24 protein-coding genes and 1 tRNA gene are annotated in these 25,057 nt (G+C 71.3%); 18 read left to right on the forward strand and 7 right to left on the reverse strand.

All coding sequences use genetic code 11. From position 1 onward, the window contains the following. Nucleotides 1-156: 156 nt before the first annotated feature. The 6 genes from B082_RS0111200 to B082_RS0111225 are packed head-to-tail and all read left to right on the forward strand — an operon-like array spanning nucleotide 157 to nucleotide 5,719. Nucleotides 157-1,308: a hypothetical protein gene (locus B082_RS0111200; protein WP_026249662.1), complete on the forward strand. Its 1,152-nt coding sequence runs from the start codon at nucleotides 157-159 to the stop codon at nucleotides 1,306-1,308. Further along, the gene (locus B082_RS0111205) at nucleotides 1,305-3,629 is read left to right on the forward strand and encodes a molybdopterin oxidoreductase family protein (RefSeq protein WP_018551887.1); all 2,325 of its coding nucleotides are present in this window, start codon (nucleotides 1,305-1,307) and stop codon (nucleotides 3,627-3,629) included. The genes B082_RS0111200 and B082_RS0111205 overlap by 4 nt, the downstream gene beginning before the upstream one ends. A gap of 7 nt (nucleotides 3,630-3,636) precedes the next feature. Continuing rightward, nucleotides 3,637-4,239, forward strand: coding sequence for a 4Fe-4S dicluster domain-containing protein (locus B082_RS0111210; RefSeq protein WP_018104243.1), 603 nt, complete (start codon nucleotides 3,637-3,639; stop codon nucleotides 4,237-4,239). Then, nucleotides 4,236-5,021: a ubiquinol-cytochrome c reductase iron-sulfur subunit gene (locus B082_RS0111215; protein ID WP_018551888.1), complete on the forward strand. Its 786-nt coding sequence runs from the start codon at nucleotides 4,236-4,238 to the stop codon at nucleotides 5,019-5,021. The genes B082_RS0111210 and B082_RS0111215 overlap by 4 nt, the downstream gene beginning before the upstream one ends. Then, nucleotides 5,018-5,449: a hypothetical protein gene (locus tag B082_RS0111220; RefSeq protein WP_018551889.1), complete on the forward strand. Its 432-nt coding sequence runs from the start codon at nucleotides 5,018-5,020 to the stop codon at nucleotides 5,447-5,449. The genes B082_RS0111215 and B082_RS0111220 overlap by 4 nt, the downstream gene beginning before the upstream one ends. Before the next feature lie 60 nt (nucleotides 5,450-5,509). After that, nucleotides 5,510-5,719, forward strand: coding sequence for a hypothetical protein (locus B082_RS0111225; RefSeq protein WP_018551890.1), 210 nt, complete (start codon nucleotides 5,510-5,512; stop codon nucleotides 5,717-5,719). Nucleotides 5,720-5,774: 55 nt separating this feature from the next. Here B082_RS0111225 and B082_RS0111230 read toward each other — a convergent pair whose 3' ends face one another. From B082_RS0111230 to B082_RS0111255, 6 genes are all read right to left on the reverse strand, one after another. After that, entirely contained in the window at nucleotides 5,775-6,200 is a 426-nt protein-coding gene (locus B082_RS0111230) for an MscL family protein (RefSeq protein WP_202454076.1), read from the reverse strand. 174 nt (nucleotides 6,201-6,374) lie between these two features. Beyond that, nucleotides 6,375-6,941, reverse strand: a complete 567-nt coding sequence (locus tag B082_RS35930; protein ID WP_026249663.1) for a hypothetical protein — start codon at nucleotides 6,939-6,941, stop codon at nucleotides 6,375-6,377. A gap of 275 nt (nucleotides 6,942-7,216) precedes the next feature. After that, nucleotides 7,217-8,050 carry an S-methyl-5'-thioadenosine phosphorylase gene (locus B082_RS0111240; protein WP_026249664.1) on the reverse strand — a complete coding sequence of 278 codons (834 nt, stop codon included), beginning with the start codon at nucleotides 8,048-8,050 and terminating at the stop codon, nucleotides 7,217-7,219. Between the two features lie 144 nt (nucleotides 8,051-8,194). Beyond that, nucleotides 8,195-8,542: an FmdB family zinc ribbon protein gene (locus tag B082_RS37885; protein WP_026249665.1), complete on the reverse strand. Its 348-nt coding sequence runs from the start codon at nucleotides 8,540-8,542 to the stop codon at nucleotides 8,195-8,197. A gap of 67 nt (nucleotides 8,543-8,609) precedes the next feature. Next, the gene (locus B082_RS0111250) at nucleotides 8,610-9,893 is read right to left on the reverse strand and encodes an MFS transporter (protein WP_018551895.1); all 1,284 of its coding nucleotides are present in this window, start codon (nucleotides 9,891-9,893) and stop codon (nucleotides 8,610-8,612) included. A 342-nt stretch (nucleotides 9,894-10,235) separates the two neighbouring features. Further along, nucleotides 10,236-11,846, reverse strand: a complete 1,611-nt coding sequence (locus B082_RS0111255) for a potassium/proton antiporter (RefSeq protein ID WP_086023913.1) — start codon at nucleotides 11,844-11,846, stop codon at nucleotides 10,236-10,238. Between the two features lie 242 nt (nucleotides 11,847-12,088). On the opposite strand from B082_RS0111255, the gene B082_RS0111260 reads away from it, so the two are divergent. After that, on the forward strand, nucleotides 12,089-14,839 hold the full coding sequence (locus B082_RS0111260) for a penicillin acylase family protein (protein ID WP_026249667.1): 2,751 nt from the start codon (nucleotides 12,089-12,091) through the stop codon (nucleotides 14,837-14,839). A 65-nt stretch (nucleotides 14,840-14,904) separates the two neighbouring features. Here B082_RS0111260 and B082_RS0111265 read toward each other — a convergent pair whose 3' ends face one another. Next, nucleotides 14,905-15,513 carry a 5-formyltetrahydrofolate cyclo-ligase gene (locus B082_RS0111265; RefSeq protein WP_018551898.1) on the reverse strand — a complete coding sequence of 203 codons (609 nt, stop codon included), beginning with the start codon at nucleotides 15,511-15,513 and terminating at the stop codon, nucleotides 14,905-14,907. Between the two features lie 83 nt (nucleotides 15,514-15,596). On the opposite strand from B082_RS0111265, the gene galU reads away from it, so the two are divergent. The 11 genes from galU (at nucleotide 15,597) to B082_RS0111320 (ending at nucleotide 25,051) form a co-directional block, all read left to right on the forward strand. Continuing rightward, nucleotides 15,597-16,499 carry a UTP--glucose-1-phosphate uridylyltransferase GalU gene (gene galU / locus B082_RS0111270; protein WP_018551899.1) on the forward strand — a complete coding sequence of 301 codons (903 nt, stop codon included), beginning with the start codon at nucleotides 15,597-15,599 and terminating at the stop codon, nucleotides 16,497-16,499. A gap of 3 nt (nucleotides 16,500-16,502) precedes the next feature. After that, nucleotides 16,503-17,813 (forward strand): gephyrin-like molybdotransferase Glp, encoded by a 1,311-nt coding sequence (gene glp / locus B082_RS0111275; protein WP_018551900.1) that lies wholly within the window; start codon nucleotides 16,503-16,505, stop codon nucleotides 17,811-17,813. Nucleotides 17,814-17,932: 119 nt separating this feature from the next. Further along, the gene (moaC, locus tag B082_RS0111280) at nucleotides 17,933-18,433 is read left to right on the forward strand and encodes a cyclic pyranopterin monophosphate synthase MoaC (RefSeq protein WP_018551901.1); all 501 of its coding nucleotides are present in this window, start codon (nucleotides 17,933-17,935) and stop codon (nucleotides 18,431-18,433) included. Beyond that, nucleotides 18,430-18,936: a MogA/MoaB family molybdenum cofactor biosynthesis protein gene (locus tag B082_RS0111285; protein ID WP_018551902.1), complete on the forward strand. Its 507-nt coding sequence runs from the start codon at nucleotides 18,430-18,432 to the stop codon at nucleotides 18,934-18,936. The genes moaC and B082_RS0111285 overlap by 4 nt, the downstream gene beginning before the upstream one ends. A 17-nt stretch (nucleotides 18,937-18,953) precedes the next feature. After that, the gene (locus tag B082_RS0111290; protein ID WP_018551903.1) at nucleotides 18,954-19,568 is read left to right on the forward strand and encodes a GNAT family N-acetyltransferase; all 615 of its coding nucleotides are present in this window, start codon (nucleotides 18,954-18,956) and stop codon (nucleotides 19,566-19,568) included. Nucleotides 19,569-19,752: 184 nt separating this feature from the next. After that, nucleotides 19,753-20,892: a gephyrin-like molybdotransferase receptor GlpR gene (gene glpR, locus B082_RS0111295; RefSeq protein WP_018551904.1), complete on the forward strand. Its 1,140-nt coding sequence runs from the start codon at nucleotides 19,753-19,755 to the stop codon at nucleotides 20,890-20,892. Nucleotides 20,893-20,990: 98 nt separating this feature from the next. Further along, a tRNA-Ala gene (locus B082_RS0111300) sits at nucleotides 20,991-21,064 on the forward strand. Nucleotides 21,065-21,491: 427 nt separating this feature from the next. After that, nucleotides 21,492-21,878 carry an urease subunit gamma gene (gene ureA, locus B082_RS0111305; protein WP_018551905.1) on the forward strand — a complete coding sequence of 129 codons (387 nt, stop codon included), beginning with the start codon at nucleotides 21,492-21,494 and terminating at the stop codon, nucleotides 21,876-21,878. A 175-nt stretch (nucleotides 21,879-22,053) separates the two neighbouring features. Next, entirely contained in the window at nucleotides 22,054-22,482 is a 429-nt protein-coding gene (locus tag B082_RS0111310; protein WP_018551906.1) for an urease subunit beta, read from the forward strand. A 32-nt stretch (nucleotides 22,483-22,514) separates the two neighbouring features. Beyond that, on the forward strand, nucleotides 22,515-24,389 hold the full coding sequence (ureC, locus tag B082_RS0111315; protein WP_018551907.1) for an urease subunit alpha: 1,875 nt from the start codon (nucleotides 22,515-22,517) through the stop codon (nucleotides 24,387-24,389). A gap of 8 nt (nucleotides 24,390-24,397) precedes the next feature. After that, nucleotides 24,398-25,051 (forward strand): urease accessory protein UreF, encoded by a 654-nt coding sequence (locus B082_RS0111320; protein WP_026249669.1) that lies wholly within the window; start codon nucleotides 24,398-24,400, stop codon nucleotides 25,049-25,051. The last annotated feature ends 6 nt before the right edge of the window (nucleotides 25,052-25,057 follow it).

A 25,057-nucleotide genomic window follows, 5' to 3' on the forward strand; every position in this document is an offset into this window, starting at 1 on the left:
GGGGCAGGGGGCAGGGGGCAGGAGCAGGGATATGGCGTACGCGGTCAACGTACCGGCGGGGCGGACGCGTGGGGAGGCGCGTCCCGGCCCCGACTCGCTCACCCCGTAAGGCTACAAAACAGGACCAATCGCCCCGTTCAGCCCTACGGTGACGGGGTGACCGAGCCACCTGAAGCCGCAGGCGCAGCCGCGCAGCCCGCCCCCGGTGCCCGCACCGGTTCCTCCGGCGGGGCCGGCACTCCGCCGTCCGGTGGCGGGTCCGCCCGTGCCGGGAGTGCCGGTCCCCGGTCCGTGACCGCGCGGGCGACCGCGGCCGGTGTCATCGTCTCCCTCCTGCTGGTCGTGGCGATCGTGCTCGGCAGCCGGCTGCTGGCGAACTTCGACTCCGCGCTCCTGCCGTACGCCGTGGCCTCGGTCTTCCTCGCGTTCGGCGTCGCCTACCGGTACACGGTGTGGGTGTCCGCACCCGGGGCCAGGCGGCTGTTCAAGAAGGGGTGGGGGAGCCTCTTCTCCGTCGCCAACTTCCGCCGGGCACCCACCGCCCTGCCGAAGATGGCCGCCACCTACCTCGGCTTCCAGAAGTTCCTCGGAGCCCGCTCCCACGCCCGCTGGGCCGCCCACCAGCTGATCTTCTGGGGCTGCGTCCTGGCGGCGCTGATCACCTTCCCACTGACCTGGGGCTGGTTCACGTTCACCTCGGGCACCGGGTCCGGGCCCGGCTACGAGATGCGTATCTGGGGCTTCAAGATCATCGGGTTCGACTCCCTGGACATCCTCGGCTGGCTGATGTTCCACGGCCTGGACATCGCGGCCGTCCTCGTCATCCCCGGCGCCTCGTACTTCCTGTGGCGGCGGATGAGGGACCGCGCTGCCATCACTGGCCAGCGGTTCGGCTACGACCTGGTGCCGCTGATCGCGCTCATCGTCATCTCGGTGACCGGTCTCCTCCTCACCTTCTCCTCGATCTTCCTGCACGGCGGCGGCTACGAGTTCCTGGCGATCCTCCACATGGCCTCGGTGGTCTTCACCCTCATCTACATCCCGTTCGGGAAGTTCTTCCACATCGTCCAGCGGCCCGCCGCCGTCGGCATGCAGCTGTTCAAGTACACCGGCCGGCAGGACGAGCAGGTCTTCGGCTGCCGCCGCTGCGGGGAACCCATCGACACCACCCCGTACGTCGACAACCTCCGCGGCACCATGCGCGACCTCAGCCTCGGCTTCGACGAATGGGCCGAATACTGCCCCCGCTGCAAACGGGTGCTGCGCGGCAGCGCCTATCTCTCCCAGGTGAAGAAGGGCTTCAAGTGACCGCGGACCCGCGAGCGCCCGAACCGCATGCGGTCGTTCCCATCGACCCCGCCCTCGCACCGCCCGGCACCCGGGCCTTTCGCGACGCGGGCGGCATCCCCGCCGACCGGTGGCACGCCGACCAGAACGGCGAGACCCTCGTCCCCACCCACTGCTGCTTCTGTGGTGTCCAGTGCGGGATGTATCTGCGCGTCGACCGGGGCGGCAAGGTCTTCGGCGTCGAACCCCGCAACCACGACATCAACCGGATGCGCCTGTGCCCCAAGGGCATCAACGCCTACCAGCAGGTCAACCACCCCGACCGGCTCACCGCCCCCCTCATGCGCCGCTCCCGCGACGAGCCGCTGCGCGAGGTCTCCTGGGACGAGGCGCTCGACTTCACCGTCGCCGAGATCAGACGCATCCAGCAGACCTACGGGAACGACGCCTTCGGGCTGCTCGGCGGAGCGAGCCTGTTCTCCGAGAAGACCTATCTGGTCGGCAAGTTCGCCCGGGTCGCCCTCAAGACCCGGCACGTCGACTACAACGGCCGTCTGTGCATGGTCAGCGCGGCGGGCGCCAACAAACTGGCCTTCAACATCGACCGGGCCGGCAACCCCTTCTCCGACATCCTGCTCACCGACTGCCTGCTGATCGCCGGCTCCAACGTCGGCGAGTGCTTTCCCGTGATGACCCAGTACGTGTGGGGGGCCCGGGACCGCGGCGCCAGTCTCATCGTGATCGACCCCCGCGAGACGGCCGTCGCACGGACCGCCGACATCCACGTCGCCCTCAAACCCGGCACCGACTCCGCGTTCTTCAACGCCGTGCTGAACGTCGTCATCGCGGAGGGCCTCACCGACGAGCCCTACCTCGCCGCCCACGCCACCGGCTGGGCGGAGGTGAAGGCCAAGGCCGCCGAATACCCGCCGTCCCGGGCAGCCGAGATCTGCGGGGTGCCCGCCGAACAGATCGTCCAGGTCGCCCGCACCTTCGCCCGCGCCCCCAAGGCCATGGCCTGGCACGCCCGGGGCATCGAGCACCACTCGCAGGGCGTCGAGAACTGCCTCACCGTGATCAACCTCTGCACCGCCACCGGACACATCGGCAAGCCCGGCGCCGGCTACGGCACCCTCACCGGCCAGGGCAACGGGCAGGGCGGCCGCGAACACGGCCAGAAGTCCGACCTCCTCCCGGGCGGACGCTCCATCAACAACGACGAGCACCGCCGGCAGATCTGCGAGATCTGGGGGATCGAGGAGTCCGAACTCCCGCCCGCCGGAACCTCGATGATGGAAATGGTCTGGCAGATGCAACGCCGCGAGATCCGCGGCCTGATCGGCATCTGCAACAACCCCTTCGTCTCCCTGCCCAACTACAAGGTGGTGAAGGAGGGGTACGACGCCACAGAGTTCCACGCCCAATTCGACTTCTTCCTTTCCGAGACCGCCGCCAACGCGCACGTCGTCTTCCCCGTCACCACCTGGGCCGAGGACGAAGGCGTCATGGCCAACGCCGAGGCCCGGGTGGTCAAGCACAACAAGGCCCAGGACCCGCCCCCCGGCGTCCGCACCGACACCTGGGTCATGTGCGAACTCGCCCGGCGCCTCGGCGCGGGCGACAAATTCGCCTTCGCCGACTCGCGCGCGGTCTTCGACGAGCTGCGCATCGCCTCCGCCGGCACCGTCAACGACTACTACGGCATCACCTACGAACGCCTGGAGGAGACCGGCGGCATCGCCTGGCCCTGTCCCTCCACCGATCATCCCGGCACCCCCCGCCTCTTCGAGGACGGCAGGACCTACCACCCCGACGGCAAGATCCATCTACAGGTCGTCGAGTGGCACCCGCCGATGGACCCGTACGACGACGAGCACCCCATGAGCCTCACCACCGGACGTACCGTCGCCCACTTCCTCTCCGGCAACCAGACCCGCCGTCTGGGCGCCCTCGTGGAACAGACCCCCCGCCCCTGGGCCGAGGTCCACCCCTCCCACGGCTTCCGCAACGGCGAACCGGTCCGCGTCGTCACCCGACGCGGCAGCGAGGTCTTCCCCGCCCTGGTCACCGAGGCGATCCGCCCCGACACCGTCTTCATCCCGTACCACTGGCCGGTCCCCACCGCCGCGAACGCGCTGACCATCGACGCCCTCGACCCCCGCTCCAAGATCCCCGAGTACAAGGTGTGCGCCTGCCGCATCGAGCACGCCGGGCAGATCGACGAGGTCCCGGCACCCCCGGTCGCGCCGGGGCACGTCGCCTACCCGGAGACCCAGGTCTCCCGCACCGACCCGCTGCCGCCCACCTCCCCGCAGGGCCGCGGCACCTCGGAGAGGAGCTGATGCCCGCATGATGGGCCGAACGATCTTCATCGACCCGGGGCGCTGCATCGGCTGCCAGGCCTGCGTCTCCGCCTGCCGCGAATGCGACTCGCACCGCGGCAAGTCCATGATCCACCTCGACTACACCGACGAGGGCCAGTCCGTCGCCTCCCTTCCCACGGTCTGTATGCACTGCGAGGACCCCGTCGCCCCCTGCGCCGAGGTGTGTCCGGCCGACGCGATCCTGGTGACCGCCGACGGCGTCGTGCAGCAGGCCGACACCACCCGCTGCATCGGCTGCGCCAACTGCGTCAACGCCTGCCCCTTCGGCGTACCGAAGATCGACCTCCAGGCGAAGCTGCAGATGAAGTGCAACCTCTGCTACGACCGCACCGCCTACGGCCTCGCCCCCATGTGCGCCACCGTCTGCCCCACCGGGGCGCTGTTCTACGGGACCGCCGAGGAGCTCCAGGCCGAACGCCCCGGCGTCCAGGTCGCCGACTCCTTCGTCTTCGGCGAGAGCGAGGTCCGTACCGGCGTCGCGATGGTCGTGCCCGCCGACCGCGTCCAGTGGCCGGTGCCCGGCGGCCTGCCCGTCGTGGAGATCAACGGGAAGGACGTCCGGCGATGACCGAAACGGAACACCCGCCGCCCGGCGACCCGAAGCAGCCACCGCCCCGCGACCCGGGCAGCACACCCCCCGGAGCCCCCGGCCGGCCCGCCTCCGGTGATCCGCGCGAGGCCCTGCACGACCGGATCGCCGCCGACTCCCTCACCACCCGCCGCGACTACCTTCGGATCGTCGCCACCGTGTCCGGCGGGCTCGCCGCCGGCGGTCTCGGGGTCGCCGCCGGCATCCTGCCCCGCCACGGCGACCCGGACGAGGACGGCAAGGCCCCGGCCCCGAAGAGGATCGCCTCCCAGCTCCTTCCCGGCGAATCCATCGCCTTCGACTACCCCGACGCGGAGGACCGGGCGGTCGCCGTCCGCCTCAACGACGGCGCCCTCGTCGGCTACTCCGCGATCTGCACCCACCTCGCCTGCGCCGTGCTCTGGCGGAAGGACCGGGGCACCGAGGGCGAGCTGTACTGCCCCTGCCACGAGGGCGTCTTCGACGCCCGGACCGGCGAGGTCACCGCGGGCCCGCCGCCCCGTGGGCTGCCCAAGGTGGTGCTCACCGAGCAGCCCGACGGCAGCATCTGGGCGGTCGGCACCACCCGCTCCGGCGAGAGCATCGAGCACGGGCTGTGCCGCCGGCTGGGCGAGGACCGCCCCGACCTCGCCGGCCGCATCGGCTGCCCCGGCGTCCGCGACGGCGCGGAGGCCCCCGGCGCCGCCCGCACGGTGGCCCCCGGCCCCTCCCGCCCCCGCACCGGAGCCGACGCGTCCGCGATCCCCGGGAGCCCGACATGAGCGCCGAAGACGGTCCGCGCCCCGGCGACGGCCGACAGCGCCCCGGCGCGGCCCCCGGCCCGCAGCAGCCCCCCGGTCCTCACTACCCCGAATACCACCCGGGCAGCGCGCGGGCCGAGCTCAACCGGCCCCTCCACGAGCGGTACCCGCAGATCCGGCCCACCAGCGGCTATGGCGACCCCCGCGTCCGCCACACCGGGCCCGGACCCGGGGCCGGCACCGACCAGGAACCCGAGCGGTCCTCCAAGCTCACGGCCCGGCTCGTCCTCGCCATGAGCGTCGTCATCGGGCAGCTGTGGGGTCTGACGGTGATCGTCGACGAGTGGATGGAGGGCCACTCGGCCACCGCGTGGTGGGGAGCCGGGTTCCTCTGTCTCTCGTTCCTCGTCGTCCTGGGGCTCTGGCTCCTCGACCCCAAGGACCGCTGACCGCCGCCCTCCGGGGCCGGGGCTCGGCGGGAGCGGGGCCGGCAGCCGTACCCTGGACGTATGAGTACCGCCCCCGCCCCCGGCCCGCGCGACGCGGAGCCGAGCACTCCGGACCGGCCCCGGCCCAAGCCGGCGCTGATCTTCGACGATCCGCTGGACCAGCAGTCAGCGGACGACACGGACCAGGGGTGGGGCGAGCGGGCCCCGTCCGGCGGCAGCGCCGCCGACCTCGCGCGCTTCCTCGACGAGAAGCCTCCGCACCACATCTGACCGCGCCCGCCGCTGCCCGGCAGCCTCGGGTGTACCGCCCGGCCGCCGGGACGGCTCATGCCTGGTGGCTGCCGCCGCGCTGAGCGATCAGGGTGTCGCGGATCTCCTTCAGCACCTCCAGCTCGCTCACCTCCATCGTCTCCTGCACGCCTTCCTTCGCCGCCTGCATCGCGGCCCGCCTGGCGAGGTACTTCGCCATCGGCAGGACCATCAGGAAGTAGACGACCGCGGCGGTGATCAGGAAGCTGAGCGTCGCGCTGAGGACCGAGCCCCACAGAATCCGGATGCCCTCCGTCGCCTCGCCCGTCGCCGGGTCCGTCGTGCACGGGGCCTTCAGGCAGGAGCTGTAGTTCTCCAGGTCCTTGGTGCCGAACGCACCGACGAGCGGATTGATGATGCCCTTGACGATCGCGTTCACGATGTTCGTGAACGCCGCGCCGATGACGACGGCGACCGCCAGATCGATCACGTTGCCACGCATCAGGAAGGCCTTGAAGCCGTCCAGCAGGCTGACCTTCTTCGTCTCGCTCACAGGTGCGCTGTCCTCCGTATGTATCGCAAGGGGGGTGAACTGCCTTGCAAACTACGGCAGTAGGTGGGGAAACCACCTCATCCGGGGCTGTTGTCAGGTGACGTGATGGTTCGCCAGTACGAATCAACACAGAATCACCGCGAATCCGCCCGAGATCCCGGCACCCGCGAGGTCTGCGGCCGTCTTCCTCGGCACCGCCAGTACGATCAGCGCCCCCGCGCCCGACGCGCCCTCGGCCGACGCCGCCGGCACCTGCTCCACCCGCGCCCCCTCGGCCAGCACCCGGGCCTTCGCCCCGGCCCCCTCGGACGCCACCACATCCACCCGGTCGCCCGGCCGCAACAGCCGTACGGTCGCCGCGTCCGCGATCCGTACCGGCGCCGACACCAGCCGCACCGGGGGCGACGCCCGCCCCGGGGCCGGCCCCCGCGCAGCGTCGGCGCCCTGCCCGCCCCCGCCTCCACCGAACCCGGAAACGGCCAGCGCGGCCGCCGTCAGCGCCAGCCCCGCCGCCATGGACCGGCGCTGCCGCCACACCGCCCGGCGCACCCGGTGGCCCGAGCCCCCGCGCACCCGCAGCGGCGGGAACGCGGGCACCCCGCACGGCGGCGGGGCGGGCAGCGGCCCCGGCGGCGCACCCGCGACGGGAGCGGTGGGGCCGGGCAGGGAGGAGAAGTGGGAACCGGACATGGGCATCGCGAACACCGCCTGCGTCAGGGAGTGGGTCGGACGGGTCTCCTGGTCGTGCCGTCCGGCGGCCGGAATGCCGACACCCCGGCCGCCGCACAGACCTCACGATCCACCAGCCGGCCCGTTCCCGCCGGGCCCTGTGGACCGCTCACCCGATGTGGAAAACTCCCTCACCCGCAGGCAGGTCCCCGGACCGGGCCCTGCGGCAGACACCGCCGCGGCAAGCACCACTGCGGCAAGCACCGCCGGGGCAGACACCGCCACGGCGAACACCCCTACGGCAGCGCGATCCCCGTGTCGACGCCGTCCAGCGCGTGCCCGCACGCGCAGTCCCGGCCCGCCTGGGCCGGCAGCGCGGTCACCGCGTCGAAGAGGACGGAGCGCAGCCGGTCCACATTGGCGGCGAACACCTTCAGCACCTCCTCGTGGGAGACGCCCTCGCCGGCCTCCGCCCCCGCGTCCAGGTCCGTCACCAGGGTCATCGTCGTGTAGCAGAGGCCCAGCTCACGGGCGAGCACCGCCTCCGGGTGCCCCGTCATACCGACCACCGACCAGCCCATCGCGGCGTGCCAGCGCGACTCGGCGCGGGTCGAGAAGCGCGGCCCCTCGACGACCACCAGTGTGCCGCCGTCCACCGCCTCCCAGCCGCGCCCCCGCGCAGCCGCCAGCGCGGCCTTGCGGCCCTCGGGGCAGTACGGGTCGGCGAAGCCCAGGTGCACCACGTTCGGCACCGCCCCGTCCGCCCTGGTCTCACCGTCGTAATAGGTCTGGACGCGGGTCTTCGTGCGGTCCACCAGCTGGTCCGGGACGAGCAGGGTTCCCGGGCCGTACTCCGGGCGCAGCCCGCCCACCGCGCACGGGCCGAGCACCTGGCGTACGCCGACCGAGCGCAGCGCCCACAGGTTGGCGCGGTAGTTGATGCGGTGCGGGGGCACATGGTGGCCGCGGCCGTGCCGGGGGAGGAAGGCGACCCGGCGGCCGCCGATCTCGCCGAGGAAGACGGAGTCGCTGGGCTCTCCGTAGGGGGTTTCCACGCGGACCTCGGTGACGTCCTCCAGGAAGGAGTACAGCCCCGAGCCGCCGATCACGCCGATCTCTGCGTTAGACATGCGGTCACAGTAGGCGTTCGGCCTCGGCCCACGGCAGAGCGGTCGGTGAGCGCGAAGCAGCCGCCCGGCAGTGCGGGCGGGGACGCCGACGACCCCGCCGAACGGATCGGCGGGGTCGTGGGAGAAGCCAGGTGGGGCGGCCGGTCAGGCGGCCGAGGAACCGCTCGACGAGGACGAGGCGGTGGACGACGAGGACGTCGACGTGGTGGAGGACTTCGAGTCCGACGACGTCGAGGACGAGGAGTCGGAGGACGACGACGATCCGGAACCGGAGGTCTTCGCGGTGGCCGACGCCGGCGTGCTGCTCGACGAGGAGCCGCGGCTGTCGTTCCGGTAGAAACCGGAACCCTTGAAGACGATGCCGACCGCCGAGAACACCTTCTTCAGGCGTCCGTCGCAGCTCGGGCACACCGTGAGGGCGTCATCGGTGAACTTCTGCACCGCTTCGAGGCCCTCGCCACACTCGGTGCACTGGTACTGGTAGGTCGGCACTTTGTTCCTCCTGGCACTCTGACTCGATGAGTGCTAACGACGCTCCATAGTGACGTATTCCGCTGGATCAGTCCACCGTGACCGGCCCGCGGTGACCGATACCACGCGCCACGGTGCGGCCCACACCGGCCGGCAGGAGCCGGGAACGCAGCGCCACCAGGGTCACCAGCGCCAGCACCGTACCCACCAGCGGCACCAGGAATCCCGCGCTCGCCCCATGGGCGTCCGCGAGCCGGCCGGCGACCGTCACGGCGCCCGCCTGGCCGAGCGCGACCGCGCCCGTCAGCCAGGTGAACGCCTCGGTCCGCGCGGAGCCCGGCACCAGCGCCTCGACCAGCGTGTAGCCGCTGATCAGGGCGGGGGCGATGCACAGGCCCACCAGCAGACCGAGCGCGGCGAGCAGCGGCACCGAGTGCACCGCCCACAGGCCCGAAGCGGTCAGCGCGAGAGCCGTGTACCCGGCGATCAGACGGCGGCGGGGGCCGGACTTCCAGGCGATGGCCCCGCAGGCGATCCCGGCCAGCATGTTGCCGGCCGCGAACACCCCGTACAGCACACCGTTCGCGCCCGGGTTGCCGATCTCCTCGGCGAACGCGGTGATCGAGACCTGCATGCCGCCGAAGACCGCGCCGATCCCGAGGAAGGCGACCGCGAGGACGCGCACGCCGGGTACGGCCAGGGCGGAGGCATGGCGCGGGGCGCCGGGCAGGCGCGTAGCGCGTACGGGCGGCTCGGTGGCGCGCCGCGCGGCGAAGAGCAGGCCGCCCACCAGGGTGAGCGCGGCCTCGGCGATCAGGCCCGCCGCCGGGTGCACGCCCGTGCACAGCGCGGTGGCGAGTACGGGGCCGATGACGAAGGTGAACTCGTCCGTCACCGACTCGAACGCGGCGGCCGTCGCCATCAGGGGCGAGGCCGGACGGTCCGGGGTCGCGCCCAGCAGGGCCGCCCAGCGGGCCCGCACCATGGGGCCGACCTGCGGGACGGACGCGCCCGTGGGGACCGCCGCCGCGAACAGCGCCCACAGGGGGGCGCCCGCGAGGGCGAGCGTCACCAGGAGCGAGACGGAGGCCGCGTGCACCAGGACGCCGGGCAGCAGCACGGCTCGCTGGCCGAACCGGTCGGCGAGCTTGCCGGTCTGCGGGGCGAACAGGGCCATGGAGACCCCGGTGACAGCGGCGACGGCGCCGGCGCTGCCGTACGAGCCGGTGGTGTGCTGCACCAGCAGGACGATGCCGATGGTCAGCATCGCGAAGGGCTGCCGTGCGGCGAAGCCCGGGAGGAGGAAGGTCCACGCACCGGGGGTGCGCAGCAACTGCCCGTATCCGGGGCGGTCGGAGACCGTGGACGCCACGGTCCTTGCCTTTCTGCCGCCTGGTGGCCGTGCTCCCGGTGGGCGGCCCCGCACGGGGCGGGGCCGGGCCGGAGCTGCCGAGAGCTGTCCTCTTCGCGCGGAACTGCGGTAGATGCCGGGCGCTCGCGACCGGGGCGCGGGGCGCTGCCGGTCCGGAGGACGCCACGACCGCCATACGGTCGCGCCAGCTCTGCGTCAGGCAGAGTTGGTCGTCTATCGGTTGATCAACGGGTCGATCAGAAATCAGTGGATCTGGGTTTCCTTCATGCTACAGGCAGAAGGTGCAGGGGCCCTGTGATTGTGTGCACCCTGCCCTTCGACGCCTGTGAACACTTTGTGTGATCAGTGATGTGCCTTCGCGTTGCGCTTATGGGGCTCGTCCTTGTCGGCGTCGCGCTTCTTCGCGTCGTCCGTCCTGCCGAGCTTCTTGACCGCCTTGAGCGCGCCGGAGACGTGGGGCCCCGTAAGAGCTTCGTCGCCTCCGTTGTGTCCGCCCGTGCCCAGCCAGCCGGCCAGCTTGCCGCCCTCTCCGACCGCGCGCAGCCGTGCCTCGGCCGCGTCGCGTACCGGGTCGGTCGCCACGACCAGGAGTTCGTCGCCGCGCCGCAGCACGGTCGACGGGGCGGGTACGAAGCTCTTGCCGTCGCGGACGACGAGGGTGACGGCGGCGCCCGACGGCATGCGCAGTTCCCCGACCTCGACGCCGTGCATCTTCGACTTCGCCGGGATGGCCACCGACAGCAGGTGCCCGCGCAGCCGCTCCAGGGGTGCCGATTCGATGCCCAGGTCGGCGGCCTCGGACGGGTCGTCCCCGATGTTCAGTGCCTTGGCGAGCCAGGGCAGGGTCGGGCCCTGGATGAGGGTGTAGACGATGACCAGCACGAAGACGATGTTGAAGACGCGCGTGGAGCCGTCGATTCCGGACACCATCGGAATGGTTGCCAGGATGATGGGTACGGCGCCGCGCAGCCCCGCCCAGGACATGAGGGCCTTCTCCTGCCAGGGCAATCGGAAGGGCGCCAGCGAGATGAAGACCTCCAGCGGCCGTGCCACCACGGTCAGCACCAGGCCGACGACGACGGCCGGCCAGAAGTCGTCCAGCAGGTCGTGCGGGGTGACCAGCAGGCCGAGCAGGACGAACATGCCGATCTGCGCCAGCCAGCCGAGCCCGTCGGCGAAGCCGCGGGTCGCCGGCCAGTGCGGCAGTTTGGCGTTGCCGAGGATCATCGCGGCGAGGTAGACGGCGAGGAACCCACTGCCGTGCAGCATGGCCCCGGCCGCGTACGCGGACACCGCGATGGCCATGACCGCGATGGGGTAGAGGCCGGACGCGGGCAGCGCCACATGGCGCAGCCCGTACGCGCCGAGCCAGCCCACCGCGAGGCCGACGGCGGCGCCGATGGCCAGTTCCAGGGCTATCTCGCCGATCAGCACGTACCAGCTGTCGACCTCGCCGATGGTCGAGAAGGCGACCACCAGGATGACGACCGGGGCGTCGTTGAAGCCTGACTCGGCCTCCAGGACGCCGGTGATGCGGGAGGGCAGCGGCACCTTGCGCAGCACGGAGAAGACCGCGGCGGCGTCCGTGGAGGAGACGACGGCGCCGATGATGAGCGCCTGCCGCCACTCCAGGCCGACCAGGTAGTGCGCGCCGGCGGCGGTCACGCCCACGCTCACGCCGACGCCGACGAGCGACAGCATCACGGCCGCGGGCAGCGCGGGTTTGATCTCTTTCCACTTCGTGCCGAGGCCGCCCTCGGCGAGGATCACGACGAGCGCCGCGTAGCCGATGACCTGCGTCAGTTCCGCGTTGTCGAATTTGACGTCGAAGAAGCCGTCCTGGCCCATGGCGATACCGATGCCGAGGTACAGGAGCAGGCTGGGGAGCCCGCTGCGGGACGAAATGCGTACCGCCGCGACGGCGACGAGCAGGACGAGTGAGCAGACGAGCAGGAGTTCGTTGAGCGTGTGGACAGTCAGTGGCCGGTCCTTCCCTGCGTACGCCTGCCGGATCCTCTTCCGGCGGCCAGTACTTCGTTACCTTACCTAATCTTTAACGTTTTCTTGATGCGTTCGAGTATTCGTACGATCGCTACGCAATTCGAGCCATCCTGATACCGCGTCCGAGTGGCCTACGCGCTGCGCCTATGGTTGCTCCAGCACTCCCAGGACCGCCCTGCCCTCGAAGGACAGCGATGCCCGCCACAACAACCGCCTCTTCCGGCTCCACCGGTACCGCCGGTGGCGGGTCGCGCAAGAAGAAGGGGCGACGAGCCCGCCTGATCGTGATCGTCCTGGTGCTGGCGCTCGTCGCGGGTATCGGTTACGGAACGTACTGGTCCGTATCCACCGTGCGCGCCTCGTACCCGCAGACCAGCGGGACGATCCAGCTCGCCGGTCTCGGCGGCAACGTCGAGGTCAAGCGCGACGGCTACGGGATCCCGCAGATCTACGCGGACTCCGACGCCGACCTGTTCCGCGCCCAGGGCTTCGTCCAGGCGCAGGACCGCTTCTGGGAGATGGACGTCCGCCGCCACCTGACGGCCGGCCGGCTCTCCGAGATGTTCGGCTCCGGCCAGGTCGAGACGGACTCCTTCCTGCGCACGCTGGGCTGGCGCAAGGTCGCGCAGGAGGAGTACGACACCGTCCTGTCCGCGGAGACCAAGAAGAACCTCCAGGCGTACGCGGACGGTGTGAACTCCTACCTCGAAGGGCGCGACGGCAAGGACATCTCCGTCGAGTACGCCGCCCTCGGCCTCACCAACGACTACAAGCCGTCGAAGTGGACCCCGGTCGACTCCGTCGCCTGGCTGAAGGCGATGGCCTGGGACCTGCGCGGCAACATGCAGGACGAGATCGACCGCTCGCTGATGACGAGCCGGCTCGACAGCAAGCAGATCAAGGACCTGTACCCGGACTACCCGTACGACAAGCACGAGCCGATCGTCACCGAGGGCGCCATCTCCACGGCGACCGGGAAGTTCGACCCCGAGGCCACGGGCTCCGACGGCAGCGGCGCGACCACCGTGGAGGGCGCCACCCAGGGCCTGACCACACAGCTCGGCGCGCTCTCCGACACGCTGGACGAGATCCCCGCGCTGCTCGGCCCCAACGGCACCGGCATCGGCTCGAACTCCTGGGTCGTCTCCGGCAAGTACACGACGACCAACAAGCCGCTGCTCGCCAACGACCCGCACCTCGCGCCGATGCTGCCCTCGCTCTGGTACCAGATGGGCCTTCACTGCCGCGCGGTCTCCGAAACCTGCAAGTACGACACGGCCGGGTACACCTTCTCCGGCATGCCCGGTGTGATCATCGGCCACAACCAGGACATCGCCTGGGGCTTCACCAACCTCGGCGCCGACGTCACCGACCTCTTCCTGGAGAAGGTCTCCGCCGACGGCTACCTGTACGACGGCAAGACGAAGCCGTTCACCACCCGCGAGGAGACCATCAAGGTCGCCGGCGGCAAGGACCGGCACATCACCGTCCGCGAGACCAACAACGGCCCGCTGGTCTCCGACCGCAGCAGCGAGCTGGAGAAGGTCGGCCAGAAGGCCCCCGTCGCCAACTCCGCGCCGGACCGCGCCGACGGTTACGCGGTCGCCCTGAAGTGGACCGCGCTGGACCCCGGCCACTCCATGGACGCGGTCTTCGAGCTCAACCGCGCCAAGGACTTCACGACCTTCCGGACCGCCGCCCAGCACTTCGAGGTTCCCTCGCAGAACCTCATCTACGCCGACACCAAGGGCAACATCGGCTACCAGGCCCCGGGCAGGATCCCGGTCCGCGAGCAGGGCGACGGCACCACGCCCAGCCCCGGCTGGTCCTCGGCGTACGGCTGGAAGAAGGACCCGATCCCGTTCGACGAGCTGCCCTACGAGTACAACCCGAAGCGCGGCTACATCGTCACCGCCAACCAGGCCGTGATCGACGAGGACAAGTACCCCTACCTGCTCACCAAGGACTGGGGCTACGGCAGCCGCAGCCAGCGGATCAACGACCTCGTCCAGTCGAAGATCAAGGGCGGCGGCAAGATCTCGACCGAAGACATGCAGAAGATGCAGATGGACAACACCAGCGAGATCGCCGCGCTGCTGGTGCCCGAGCTGCTGAAGATCAATGTCTCGGACAAGGACGTCCGCCAGGCGCAGAAGCTGCTGGAGGGCTGGGACTACACCCAGGAGGCCGACTCGGCCGCCGCCGCGTACTTCAACGGCGTCTGGCGCAACATCCTGAAGCTGGCCTTCGGCGACAAGCTGCCCAAGGAGATGCGCGTCGAGGGCGAGTGCCTGAACGTGCGTCCCGCCAACAGCTCGGGCCCGGTGGACGAGCAGGACCGCCTCGTGCGCGAGTGCGGGCAGCGCTCCCCGGACTCCGCGCAGCCGGACGGCGGGGACCGCTGGTACCAGGTCGTCGCGAACCTCATGGACAAGCCGGAGAGCGACTGGTGGAAGTCGCCCAAGAGCCGCAAGGACAAGGCGACCGAGACCCGTGACGAGCTGTTCGCCCGTGCCATGGAGGACGCGCGCTGGGAGCTGACGGCCAAGCTCGGCAAGGACATCACCACCTGGAACTGGGGCCGGCTGCACCAGCTGACCCTGAAGAACCAGACCCTCGGCACGGAAGGCCCCGGATTCCTCCAGCGGGTCCTCAACCGAGGCCCGTGGAACCTCGGCGGCGGCGAGGCGGCGGTGGACGCCACCGGCTGGAACGCGGCCGGCGGCTACGAGGTGGTCTGGGTGCCGTCGATGCGGATGGTCGTCAACGTGGGCGACTGGGACAAGTCCCGCTGGATCAACCTCACCGGCGCCTCCGGGCACGCGTTCAGCGCGCACTACACCGACCAGACCGACAAGTGGGTCAACGGCGAGCTGCTGCCCTGGGCCTACGGCACGAACGCCGTGGCCGGGACGACGAAGGACACGCTGACCCTCAAGCCGTGAGCGCCTGTACCCAGGCGGCTCGCCGGCCCTGACCGACAGGACACCGCCCGAGGGCCCCCGGTGCTTCAGCCCGCGCTGAAGCGCCGGGGGCCCTCGGGTGTCACCACCGCGTTCACGGGGAAGTCGTGCGGCTCGGCCGGGACCCGCGCGGCCACCTCGGCCGCGTACAGCAGGACGACCAGGGCGGGCGTGGCCCCGGCGGCCGTCAGACGGGCCAGCACCCGGTCGTAGCTGCCGCCGCCCCGGCCCAGCCGCATGCCGCGCGCGTCCACCGCGAGGCCGGGCAGCAGCACCGCGTCCGCGTCCAGGACGGCATCGGGGCCAAGCCGCTCACCGACGGGTTCGAGCAGTCCGCGGCCCGCCTTCGCGAGGCCGCCCGGCCCCTCGTACAGCGCCCAGTCCAGGTCGTTGTCCGCGAGCAGCACCGGCAGCAGCACCCGTACGCCCTGCGTGCGCAGCGCGTCCAGCAGCGCGCGGGTGCCCGGCTCGCGCCCCACCGAGACGTACGCCGCGACGGTACGGGCCCCGCCGATCTCCGGGAGGGCGAGCGCGTGCCGGGCGAGAACCGCGGCGGCCCGCTCGGCGTCCTGATCCGTCAGGAGGCGGCGCGCGGCGAGCAGTTCACGCCGCAAGAGCGCCTTTGCGGACATCTCGGTGTTCAACGGGGCACCCATCGACTTCTCGTACGCGGCTATATGAGGACAAAGTTAACCGGAGGCTCATCTTCCGCCCATGTGTGCCGGTTAGGGTTCACGCCATGACCCAGTCGAACCCCAGGATCAGCAAGGCCGTCATCCCGGCGGCGGGCCTCGGGACCCGCTTCCTGCCGGCCACCAAGGCCACTCCCAAGGAGATGCTGCCTGTCGTCGACAAGCCTGCCATCCAGTACGTCGTCGAGGAAGCGGTGGCCGCCGGACTGCACGACGTCCTGATGATCACCGGTCGCAACAAGCGGCCCCTGGAGGACCACTTCGACCGGAACTACGAGCTGGAGGGCGCGCTGACCCGCAAGGGCGACGCCGACCGGCTGCGCAAGGTCCGCGAGTCGAGCGACCTCGCCACCATGCACTACGTCCGCCAGGGCGACCCGCGCGGCCTCGGCCACGCCGTGCTGTGCGCCGCGCCGCACGTCGGCGACCAGCCCTTCGCGGTGCTGCTCGGCGACGACCTGATCGACCCGCGCGACCCGCTGCTGTCCCGCATGACCGAGGTCCAGGAGCGCGAGGGCGGCAGCGTCATCGCCCTCATGGAGGTCCCGCCGGCGATGATCCACCAGTACGGCTGCGCGGCCGTGGAGACCACCGCCGAGGCGGACGTGGTGCGCGTCACCGGCCTGGTCGAGAAGCCGGACCCCGCCGAGGCGCCCAGCAACCTCGCCGTCATCGGCCGCTACGTCCTGGACCCCGCCGTCTTCGACATACTGCGGAAGACCGAACCGGGCCGGGGAGACGAGATCCAGCTCACCGACGCACTGCAACTGCTCGCCGAGGACGAGAAGGCCGGCGGCCCGGTGCACGGCGTCGTCTTCAAGGGCAGGCGCTACGACACCGGCGACCGCAGCGACTATCTGCGTGCCATTGTCAGACTCGCGTGCGAACGTGAGGATCTGGGGCCGGAGTTCCGCAGCTGGCTCCGCAGTTACGTCACCGAGGAGATGTAGCACGTGAGCAGCACGATCTGGTCGGTGGACGAGCACCTGGAAGACATCCTCGCCGCGGTGAGGCCGCTCGAACCCATCGAGCTGCAACTGCCCGAGGCGCAGGGCTGCGTCCTGGTCGAGGACGTCGTGGTGGAGATCGCCCTGCCGCCCTTCGACAACAGCTCGATGGACGGTTACGCGGTGCGCGTCGCCGACGTCGAGGGCGCGACCGAGGAGTTCCCCGCCGTCCTCACGGTCATCGGCGATGTCGCCGCGGGCGACGACGGCCTCGGCACCGGCCGGCGCGTCGGACCGGGCGAGGCCGCCCGCATCATGACCGGCGCCCCGCTCCCGGAGGGCGCCGAGGCCGTCGTCCCCGTCGAGTGGACCGACGGCGGTACGGGCGAGGGCCCCGCCGCCGCGATGCGCGCCCACAGCGACGCCCCCGAGGGCGCGGGCGGTGAGGTCCGCGTCCACCGCCCGGCCGAGGCCCGCGCCCACGTCCGGGCCAGGGGCAGTGACGTACGCCCCGGCGACCTGGCGCTCAAGGCGGGCACGGTGATCGGGCCACCGCAGATCGGGCTCCTCGCCGCGATCGGCCGCTCCACCATCAAGGTGCGCCCGCGCCCGCGCGTCGTCGTCCTGTCGACCGGCAGCGAACTGGTGCAGCCCGGCGGCGAGCTGAGCGGCGGCCAGATCTACGACTCCAACAGCTTCGCCCTCACCGCGGCCGCCCGGGACGCCGGAGCGATCGCCTACCGCGTCGGTGCCGTCGCCGACGACGCCGAGACGCTGCGCGCCACGATCGAGGACCAGCTGATCCGCGCCGACCTCGTCGTCACCACGGGGGGCGTCAGCGTCGGCGCGTACGACGTGGTCAAGGAGGCCCTGTCCTCGGTGGGCGACGAGGACGAGCCGGGCGGCGGCGTCGACTTCCGCAAGCTCGCCATGCAGCCCGGCAAACCGCAGGGCTTCGGTTCCATCGGCCCCGACCACACCCCGCTGCTCGCCCTGCCGGGCAACCCGGTCTCCAGCTACGTGTCCTTCGAGCTGTTCGTGCGGCCCGCGATCCGCACCCTGATGGGCCTGCCGGAGGTCCACCGCCCCACGGCCAGGGCCACGCTCGCCGCCGACAAGGCCCTGACCTCACCGGCCGGCCGCCGCCAGTTCCTGCGCGGGAGCTACGACGCCGAGGCCGGCACCGTCACGCCCGTCGGTGGTTCCGGATCGCATCTGATCGCCGCACTCGCCCAGGCGGACGCGCTGATCGTGCTGCCCGAGGACGTCACCTCCGCCGAGCCCGGCACCGACACCGAGGTGGTCCTGCTCCGCTGACCGCGGGCCGGTGGCGGTACGGTATCTGCCGCTGTGCCTTCGGGGGACACCCCCCGGGCCCCGGCCCCGCACCCGGTGCGGCACCGGGGAATCGGCGCCCTACCGCTAGGCGGAGTGAGTTGAGTACGCAGAACAGGCTGACGCACATCGACGAGGCGGGGGCCGCCCGGATGGTCGACGTCTCCGGGAAGGACGTCACCGCGCGCGTCGCCCGCGCCAGCGGCCGGGTCCTCGTGTCGCCGCGTGTCGTCGAGCTCCTCCGGGGCGAGGGGGTCCCCAAGGGCGACGCCCTCGCCACCGCCCGGATCGCCGGGATCATGGGCGCCAAGCGGACCCCGGACCTGATCCCCCTCTGCCACCCGCTGGCCGTCTCCGGTGTGGGCGTCGAGCTGAGCGTGGCCGACGACGCCGTGGAGATCACCGCGACGGTGAAGACCACCGACCGCACGGGCGTCGAGATGGAGGCCCTGACCGCGGTGTCGGTCGCCGCGCTCACCGTGGTCGACATGGTCAAGGCCGTCGACAAGTCCGCGGTCATCACGGACGTCCGCGTCGAGGCGAAATCGGGCGGCAAGTCCGGCGACTACGTCCGCACCGCGCCGCCCGGAGCCGACGCGTGAGCGCCGGGCCCCCGTACCGCGCCCTCGTGGTGACCGCGTCGAACCGCGCGTCCGCCGGGGTCTACGCCGACAAGGGCGGACCGCTGATCGCCGAGGCGCTGACCGGGCTCGGCTTCACGGTCGACGGCCCCGAGGTCGTGCCCGACGGCGACCCGGTCGAGCGGGCGCTGCGTGCCGGGAAGGCCGCCGCGTACGACGTCATCGTCACCACCGGGGGTACGGGCATCTCGCCCACCGACCGCACCCCCGAGGCCACCCGCCGGGTCCTGGACCACGAGGTCCCCGGCATCCCGGAGGCGATCCGGGCCGAGGGCCGCGACAAGGTTCCCACCGCCGCGCTCTCGCGGGGCCTCGCGGGCGTCGCCGGGCGCACCCTGATCGTCAACCTGCCCGGCTCGACCGGCGGGGTGCGCGACGGGCTCGCCGTCCTGGAGAGGCTGCTGGTGCACGCCGTCGACCAGCTGCGCGGCGGCGACCACCCCCGACCCGGGAGCCCGAGCTGAACGTCCCGACCTGGCCGGTGATCCTGGCGGACGGCGATGTCGCCCTCCGGCCCATCAAACTGCGCGACCAGCGCGAGTGGCGCGAGGTCAACCGCCGCAACCGGGACTGGCTGCGCCCCTGGGAGGCGACGGTCCCGCCGCCCGCCCCCGGCGGCCCCGTCGCCCAGCGGCCCACGTACCGCCAGATGATCCGCCACCTGCGCGCCGAGGCCAACGCGGGCCGGATGCTGCCGTTCGCCATCGAGTACCGGGGCCGTCTGGTCGGTCAGCTGACCGTGGCCGGGGTCACCTGGGGCTCGATGTGTTCGGGGCACATCGGCTACTGGGTGGACCAGGAGGTGGCCGGGCGGGGAGTGATGCCGACGGCTGTCGCTCTCGCCGTCGACCACTGTTTCCGCGTGGTCGGACTCCATCGGATCGAGGTGTGCATTCGCCCGGAGAACGGGCCGAGCCGCCGCGTCGTGGAGAAACTCGGATTTCGCGAGGAAGGGCTGCGTCCCCGTTATCTGCACATCGACGGGGCCTGGCGGGACCACCTGATCTACGCCCTCACGGCGGAGGAGGTGCCGGACGGGCTGCTGCGCAGATGGCACCGGGCCCGGCCGGAGCGGCCGGAGCACCCCGCAAAATGAAATGCGTGTTCGAATTGGATCGGGACTGTCCGTGTACAAGGCGAAGCATGACCGCTAACGAACACGCAAAGACCCACTGTTGATCTGAACAATCACAAAAAAAGTCCGCGATATCAGCCGGATCGTGCGACACACCGCGCCAATTGGCGGATGCCTCCGCGCAAACCCCTCTACGGTGTGAGATGTGAGCAGCAGCGGCCTCATCTACGCAGTCATCGTCGGGGCCTGGGCCGCCTACTTGGTGCCGATGTGGCTCCGCAGGCAGGACGAACTCAACGAAGCGCGTCCCACGGAACGCTTCAGCACCGCCATCCGGCTGCTGTCCGGCCGGGCGGCGATGGAGCGCCGATATGCCAAGGGGCTGCAGGAGCGCACCGACGACGAGGCGGCACCCGACGCCGACCCGGACGTGAGCACGGACCGAATGGAATCCGTCGACGTCCGGGCCTTCGCCGCGCCCCCGGCGCACACCGAGGCCCGGGTCCACGACCCGGCCGGTGCGCCGGAGCGCGCGCCCCGCAGACGGCGCGAACGGCCCGCCGAGCCCGCCGAGTCCGCCGCCCCGGGCCCCGCCCGGCGGCGCGTGCGCCCCGGCGGAATCGACGCGGAGCGCGCCCGGCGCGCACAGCGCCTCCAGGTCCTCGCGCGCCGTCGGCGCACCACCGTCGTCCTCTTCCTCGTCTTCACGCTCGGCGCGATCGTCGCGGCGGTCGGCGGCCTCCGCTTCCTGTGGGCCCCCGCCGTCCCGGCCGTCCTGCTCAGCGCGTACATCGCGCATCTGCGGGCGCACGAGCGGCGCAGGTTCGCCTTCACCATGGACCAGCGCCGCGCCGAGGTGGCCGCCCAGCGGCTGCGCGAGAACCGCCCCCGCCGCCACCAGCCCGCCGCGCCGGCCCCCGCCGACGCCGACGAGGACTCCGAGGCGCGCCACCCCGCCCCCGAACCCGCCCCCACGGTCTCCCCCCAGGAGGCCGGCCGCCGCGCCCTGGTCGAGCAGACGGACCACGCGGAGTGGGTGGACCAGCAGCGCGAGCGCGGCCCGGTCCAGGGCGACAGCTGGGAGCCCGTCCCGGTCCCCCTCCCCACCTACGTCACCGCCCCGGTCGCCCCCCGCGCCACGGGCGGCGTCGAGGTCGGCAACCCGGAGACCTGGAGCGCGGCCCGCTCCAGCACCGCCGAGCCCGCCCAGGACACCGCGACGCCCCCGGCCGAACCGGCCCCACGCCGGCGCGCGCCCCAGTCCCGCCGCTCCCGCGACCGGGGCCGCACCCCGCTCTTCGACCAGTACGAGGACGGCGACCGCCCCCGCGCCGCCAACGAGTGACCCGCCCGCCCGGCCCGCGGCGACACCGCCACAGCTGACCAGCGCGGAACGGATTTCCGAGCACCCCGTTGAGGGTGCTAGAGTTTCACTCGTTGCAAGGGCCTGTGGCGCAGTCTGGTAGCGCACCTCGTTCGCATCGAGGGGGTCTGGGGTTCAAATCCCCACAGGTCCACCGCATCGCAACAGAAAGCCCCGCCGGGAGACCGGCGGGGCTTTCTGCCGTTCCGGGGCTGCCCTCGCTCCTCGTCAGGACTCTTGTACGGGTCCGGAGTCCCGGTGACACGGCCGCGGGTGCTTCTCTTCCCTGGTTTCGGTCACGTGCTCGTGTCGGCATCCGTTTGAGGGTGATGGTGCGGTTATGCCGCGGCAGCCCTGTCCGCCGCATGATGATCGGCGGCGGCGCTGGTGGTTCGGCTGATGATGCTGATGAACCCGGTGGAGCCGCATCGCGCTGCCGACACATGTTCGTCCCCGGATCCGGAAGAGGCCCCAGGCATCGGTGGATGCGTCCTGGTGGCCCGGAACGCGGCGGAGGCGGGCGGTGTCGTCGTCCCCGGCCGGAGAGCCGGGGGCGCTCTCACCATCACAGAGGAGCACGGATGCATCTGATTCCTTCGGAGCAGGAGAAGCTGCTGCTCAGCATGGCCGGGATGCTGGCCAGCTATCGCAAGGAGCGCGGCATCAAGCTGAACTACCCCGAGGCCGTGGCCTACATCAGTTGCTGGGTCATCGAGGAGGCACGGGCGGGCACTTACACCGTCGACCAGATGACGAGCGACGCCGGCGTTCCCCTGGACGAGCGGAAGGGGGACACCCAGGGCGAGGGCGAGAGCGTTCTGACGACCGCGGACGTCATGGACGGCGTGGCCGAGATGCTCGACATCCTCCAGATCGAGGCGACCTTCCCCGATGGCCGCAAGCTCGTCACCCTCTATGACCCGATCCGTGCCCCGAAGGCCGCGACGACGCCCGCCCCTATCCGCTGAGGACGAACCCATGCCCTACTTCCAGCCGCTGGCTGCGAATCCGTCGACGCCGGTGCCGGTCGTGTGTCCGTGCGCCGACCGGACACATGGTTGTGGCCAGGAGCCCGGAGTCCGGCCGCCCTCCGACCTGGACCCGGGCGAGGCCTGCTCACTTTCCCGGTACAAGGTCGGAGGAGTGTGGGTCAAGGACCCGGCCGCGGAGCATGTGCTCAACTCCCGGGGCGGCAAGGGCACGGTCTACGTGGTCAATGTCGGTGACCGCGACATCCAGGTCGGTTCGCACTTCCACCTGGCCGATGTCAACGAGGACCTGTTGTTCTTCACCGATCTGGAGAGCGCGACGGAGGCGGAGACCGTTCTGACCGATCCCCGGCGCGTGCGGGCCGAGCAGATCGCCGCGGCCCGCGCGCTGGCGTACGACCGGTCGAAGACGCCGGGGAAGGCACCTTGGGGGTGCCGGCTCGACATCGCTCCGGGGGACTCGATGCGGTTCAGCCCCGAGAACGCGCCCAGCGATGCGATCGAGGTCGTGCCGATCGGTGGACGGCGCCGTGTTCCGGGCCTGAGGAAGGGCAAAGGGCCCGACGACGTCGCCCTCGACTGACCGGGCCTCGTACATCCAGCTGGAGGAATGCAATGGCGAACATCACCCGCGCGCAGTACGCGAAGTCCTACGGCCCGACCGTGGGCGACCAGGTCCGCCTGGGCGACACCAGCCTCTGGATCGAGGTCACCGAGGACCTGACGTTCGGTGGTGACGAGGCGATCTTCGGCGGCGGGAAGACCATCCGCGAGTCGATGCTGCAGGGGACGACCACGAGTGCGGAGGGCGCCCCCGACACCGTGATCACCAATGTGATCATTCTGGATGTCGAACCCGCGCTGGAGCGGGGAAACGCCCATTCCATCGTGCGTGCCGACGTCGGAATCAGGGGCGGCAAGGTCGTCGCGGTCGGAAAGGCCGGCAACAGCGATGTCATGGACGGGGTCACTCCGGGGCTGGAGATCGGTTCCTCCACGGACGTGATCTCCGGCGAGGGCAAGATCCTCACCGCCGGAGCCGTCGACACGCATGTCCACTACATCTCCCCCTCGGCGGTGCTGGAGGCCCTGTCCACCGGGACCACCACGCTGATCGGCGGCGGTGTGGGCCCCTCGGAAGGGTCCAAGGCAACCACGGTGACGCCCGGACCTCAGCACCTGGTGAACCTGCACCGCAGCTTCGACGACCTGCCGGTCAACGTGATGCTGCTGGGCAAGGGCAACACCGTCAGCAAGGACGGCCTGGACGAGCAGGCGCTCGCGGGGGCCGGCGGGTACAAGGTCCACGAGGACTGGGGCGCCACCCCGGCAGCGCTGGACGCGGCGTTGAGGGCCGGGGAGGAGTGGGGTCTTCAGGTCACCCTGCACGCCGACTCCCTGAACGAGTCCGGCTTCGTCGAAACCACCCTCGACGCCATCGACGGGCGCGGAGTCCACGTCTTCCACGCCGAGGGCGCCGGCGGCGGGCACGCCCCGGACATCCTGAAGGTGGCCGCCGAGCCGAACGTCCTGCCCGCGTCGACGAACCCGACGCTGCCGTACACCGTGAACACGCTGGCCGAGCACATCGACATGCTGGCCTCGGCCCACCACCTCGATCTGAGCAACGAGAACGATCAGGCGTTCGCCGACTCCCGCATCCGCTCCACGACCATGTTCGCCGAGGACGTGCTGCACGACATGGGTGCCATGTCCATCACCTCCTCCGACGCCCAGGCCATGGGCCGCATCGGGGAGGTCGTGACCCGTACCTGGCAGGTCGCCCACGTCATGAAGGAGTGGAGCCACCTGACCTTCAAGGACGCGAACTTCTTCTACGGGGCCGACCGGGGACGGGGCGACAACGCCCGTGCGCTGCGGTACGTGGCCAAGTACACGATCAATCCCGCCATCGCCCACGGCATCGACGCGTACGCCGGCTCGGTGAAGGCGGGCAAGCTGGCGGACCTCGTGCTGTGGGACCCGCGGTTCTTCGCCGTGCGGCCGGAAGTGGTCATCAAGGGCGGCGCCATGGTGGTCGGCAACCTCGGCGATCCCAACGGCTCGGTCTCGACCCCGCAGCCGACGCTCCTGCGCCCGGCGATGGCCGCCGCCATCGCCGCCCACCTGTCCTACTCGTTCGTCTCGGACGCGGTGCTCAACCCTCCCCCGGACTCCGACCCCTACGACGGAGTGAAGGGCAAGGGTGTGTTCAAGGACTCCCTGGCGACCACCCTCGGCCTGCGGCGTGAACTGAGGGGCGCCAAGCCCGTCAAGGACGTCGGCAAGGCGGACATGATCTTCAACGACGGGCGGTACGGCATCGACATCGACCCGAGCACGTTCAAGATCGCGGTGCAGATCCCACGGGTCGACCCCGCGGCGGGACACAACCTCACCCGGCACAGGAGCCTGAGCGACTACTGGTACCTCGACCAGCCGAAACCGCCGAGGAGCCTGCCCCTCACCCAGCGATACATGCTGTTCTGAGGCGCCCCATGAGCACTTCTCCGCTCCTGCTCGCCCTGCTGGGCGACGCCAGACTCCCGTCCGGAGGACATACGCAGTCCGCCGGTCTGGAGCCGGCGTTGCGGGCCGGTACGACGCCTGCCGAGGTGCCCGCGTACCTGCGCTCCCGTCTTCGTACCGTCACCCGCGTGGAGGCGGGCACCGCCGTCGTCGCGCGTGCGGTCGCGGAGGACGGCGGTGACCTGGCCGAGGTCGAGGCCGCCTGGGCCGCCCGGACCCCCAGCCGGGCGCTGAGGGCGAACGGGCGGCGTCTGGGGCGCGGATACCTGCGGGTCCTGCAGGCGCTCTGGCCCGGCCCCGTCGACGCCCGCGCACGCACCTGGTCCCGCCCGGTCGTCCTCGGCCTGCTCGCGCACCGCGCCGCGATGGACCCCGCCGACGTGGCCCGTCTCGTCGGGTACGACGACGCCCAGACCGTCACAGCGGCCCTGCTCAAGCTCGAACCGCAGGACCCCCTGCTCGTCGCGGCGTGGGTGAACGAACTCCTCCCCGACATCGACGAGATGGCCGATCAGGTCTCCCTCCTCCGCCTCCCGGAGCACATCCCCGCCCACGGCGCTCCCCTCATCGAGCGCTGGGCCGAGACCCACGACACCGCCACAGAGAGGCTCTTCAGTGCCTGAGAACGC

This window comes from Streptomyces sp. ATexAB-D23 (assembly GCF_000373645.1).
GTDB classification, from domain to species: domain Bacteria; phylum Actinomycetota; class Actinomycetes; order Streptomycetales; family Streptomycetaceae; genus Streptomyces; species Streptomyces castrisilvae.

What these genes read in the sequence shown, in the direction of transcription:
- B082_RS0111210 (WP_018104243.1), top strand. Translation starts at nt 3,637, where the DNA reads ATGATGGGCCGAACGATCTTCATCGACCCGGGGCGCTGCATCGGCTGC.
- B082_RS0111215 (WP_018551888.1), top strand. Translation starts at nt 4,236, where the DNA reads ATGACCGAAACGGAACACCCGCCGCCCGGCGACCCGAAGCAGCCACCG.
- B082_RS0111220 (WP_018551889.1), top strand. Translation starts at nt 5,018, where the DNA reads ATGAGCGCCGAAGACGGTCCGCGCCCCGGCGACGGCCGACAGCGCCCC.
- B082_RS0111225 (WP_018551890.1), top strand. Translation starts at nt 5,510, where the DNA reads ATGAGTACCGCCCCCGCCCCCGGCCCGCGCGACGCGGAGCCGAGCACT.
- B082_RS0111230 (WP_202454076.1), bottom strand. Translation starts at nt 6,200, where the DNA reads ATGCGTGGCAACGTGATCGATCTGGCGGTCGCCGTCGTCATCGGCGCG.
- B082_RS35930 (WP_026249663.1), bottom strand. Translation starts at nt 6,941, where the DNA reads ATGTCCGGTTCCCACTTCTCCTCCCTGCCCGGCCCCACCGCTCCCGTC.
- B082_RS0111240 (WP_026249664.1), bottom strand. Translation starts at nt 8,050, where the DNA reads ATGTCTAACGCAGAGATCGGCGTGATCGGCGGCTCGGGGCTGTACTCC.
- B082_RS0111260 (WP_026249667.1), top strand. Translation starts at nt 12,089, where the DNA reads ATGCCCGCCACAACAACCGCCTCTTCCGGCTCCACCGGTACCGCCGGT.
- B082_RS0111265 (WP_018551898.1), bottom strand. Translation starts at nt 15,513, where the DNA reads ATGGGTGCCCCGTTGAACACCGAGATGTCCGCAAAGGCGCTCTTGCGG.
- galU (WP_018551899.1), top strand. Translation starts at nt 15,597, where the DNA reads ATGACCCAGTCGAACCCCAGGATCAGCAAGGCCGTCATCCCGGCGGCG.
- ureA (WP_018551905.1), top strand. Translation starts at nt 21,492, where the DNA reads ATGCATCTGATTCCTTCGGAGCAGGAGAAGCTGCTGCTCAGCATGGCC.
- ureC (WP_018551907.1), top strand. Translation starts at nt 22,515, where the DNA reads ATGGCGAACATCACCCGCGCGCAGTACGCGAAGTCCTACGGCCCGACC.
- B082_RS0111320 (WP_026249669.1), top strand. Translation starts at nt 24,398, where the DNA reads ATGAGCACTTCTCCGCTCCTGCTCGCCCTGCTGGGCGACGCCAGACTC.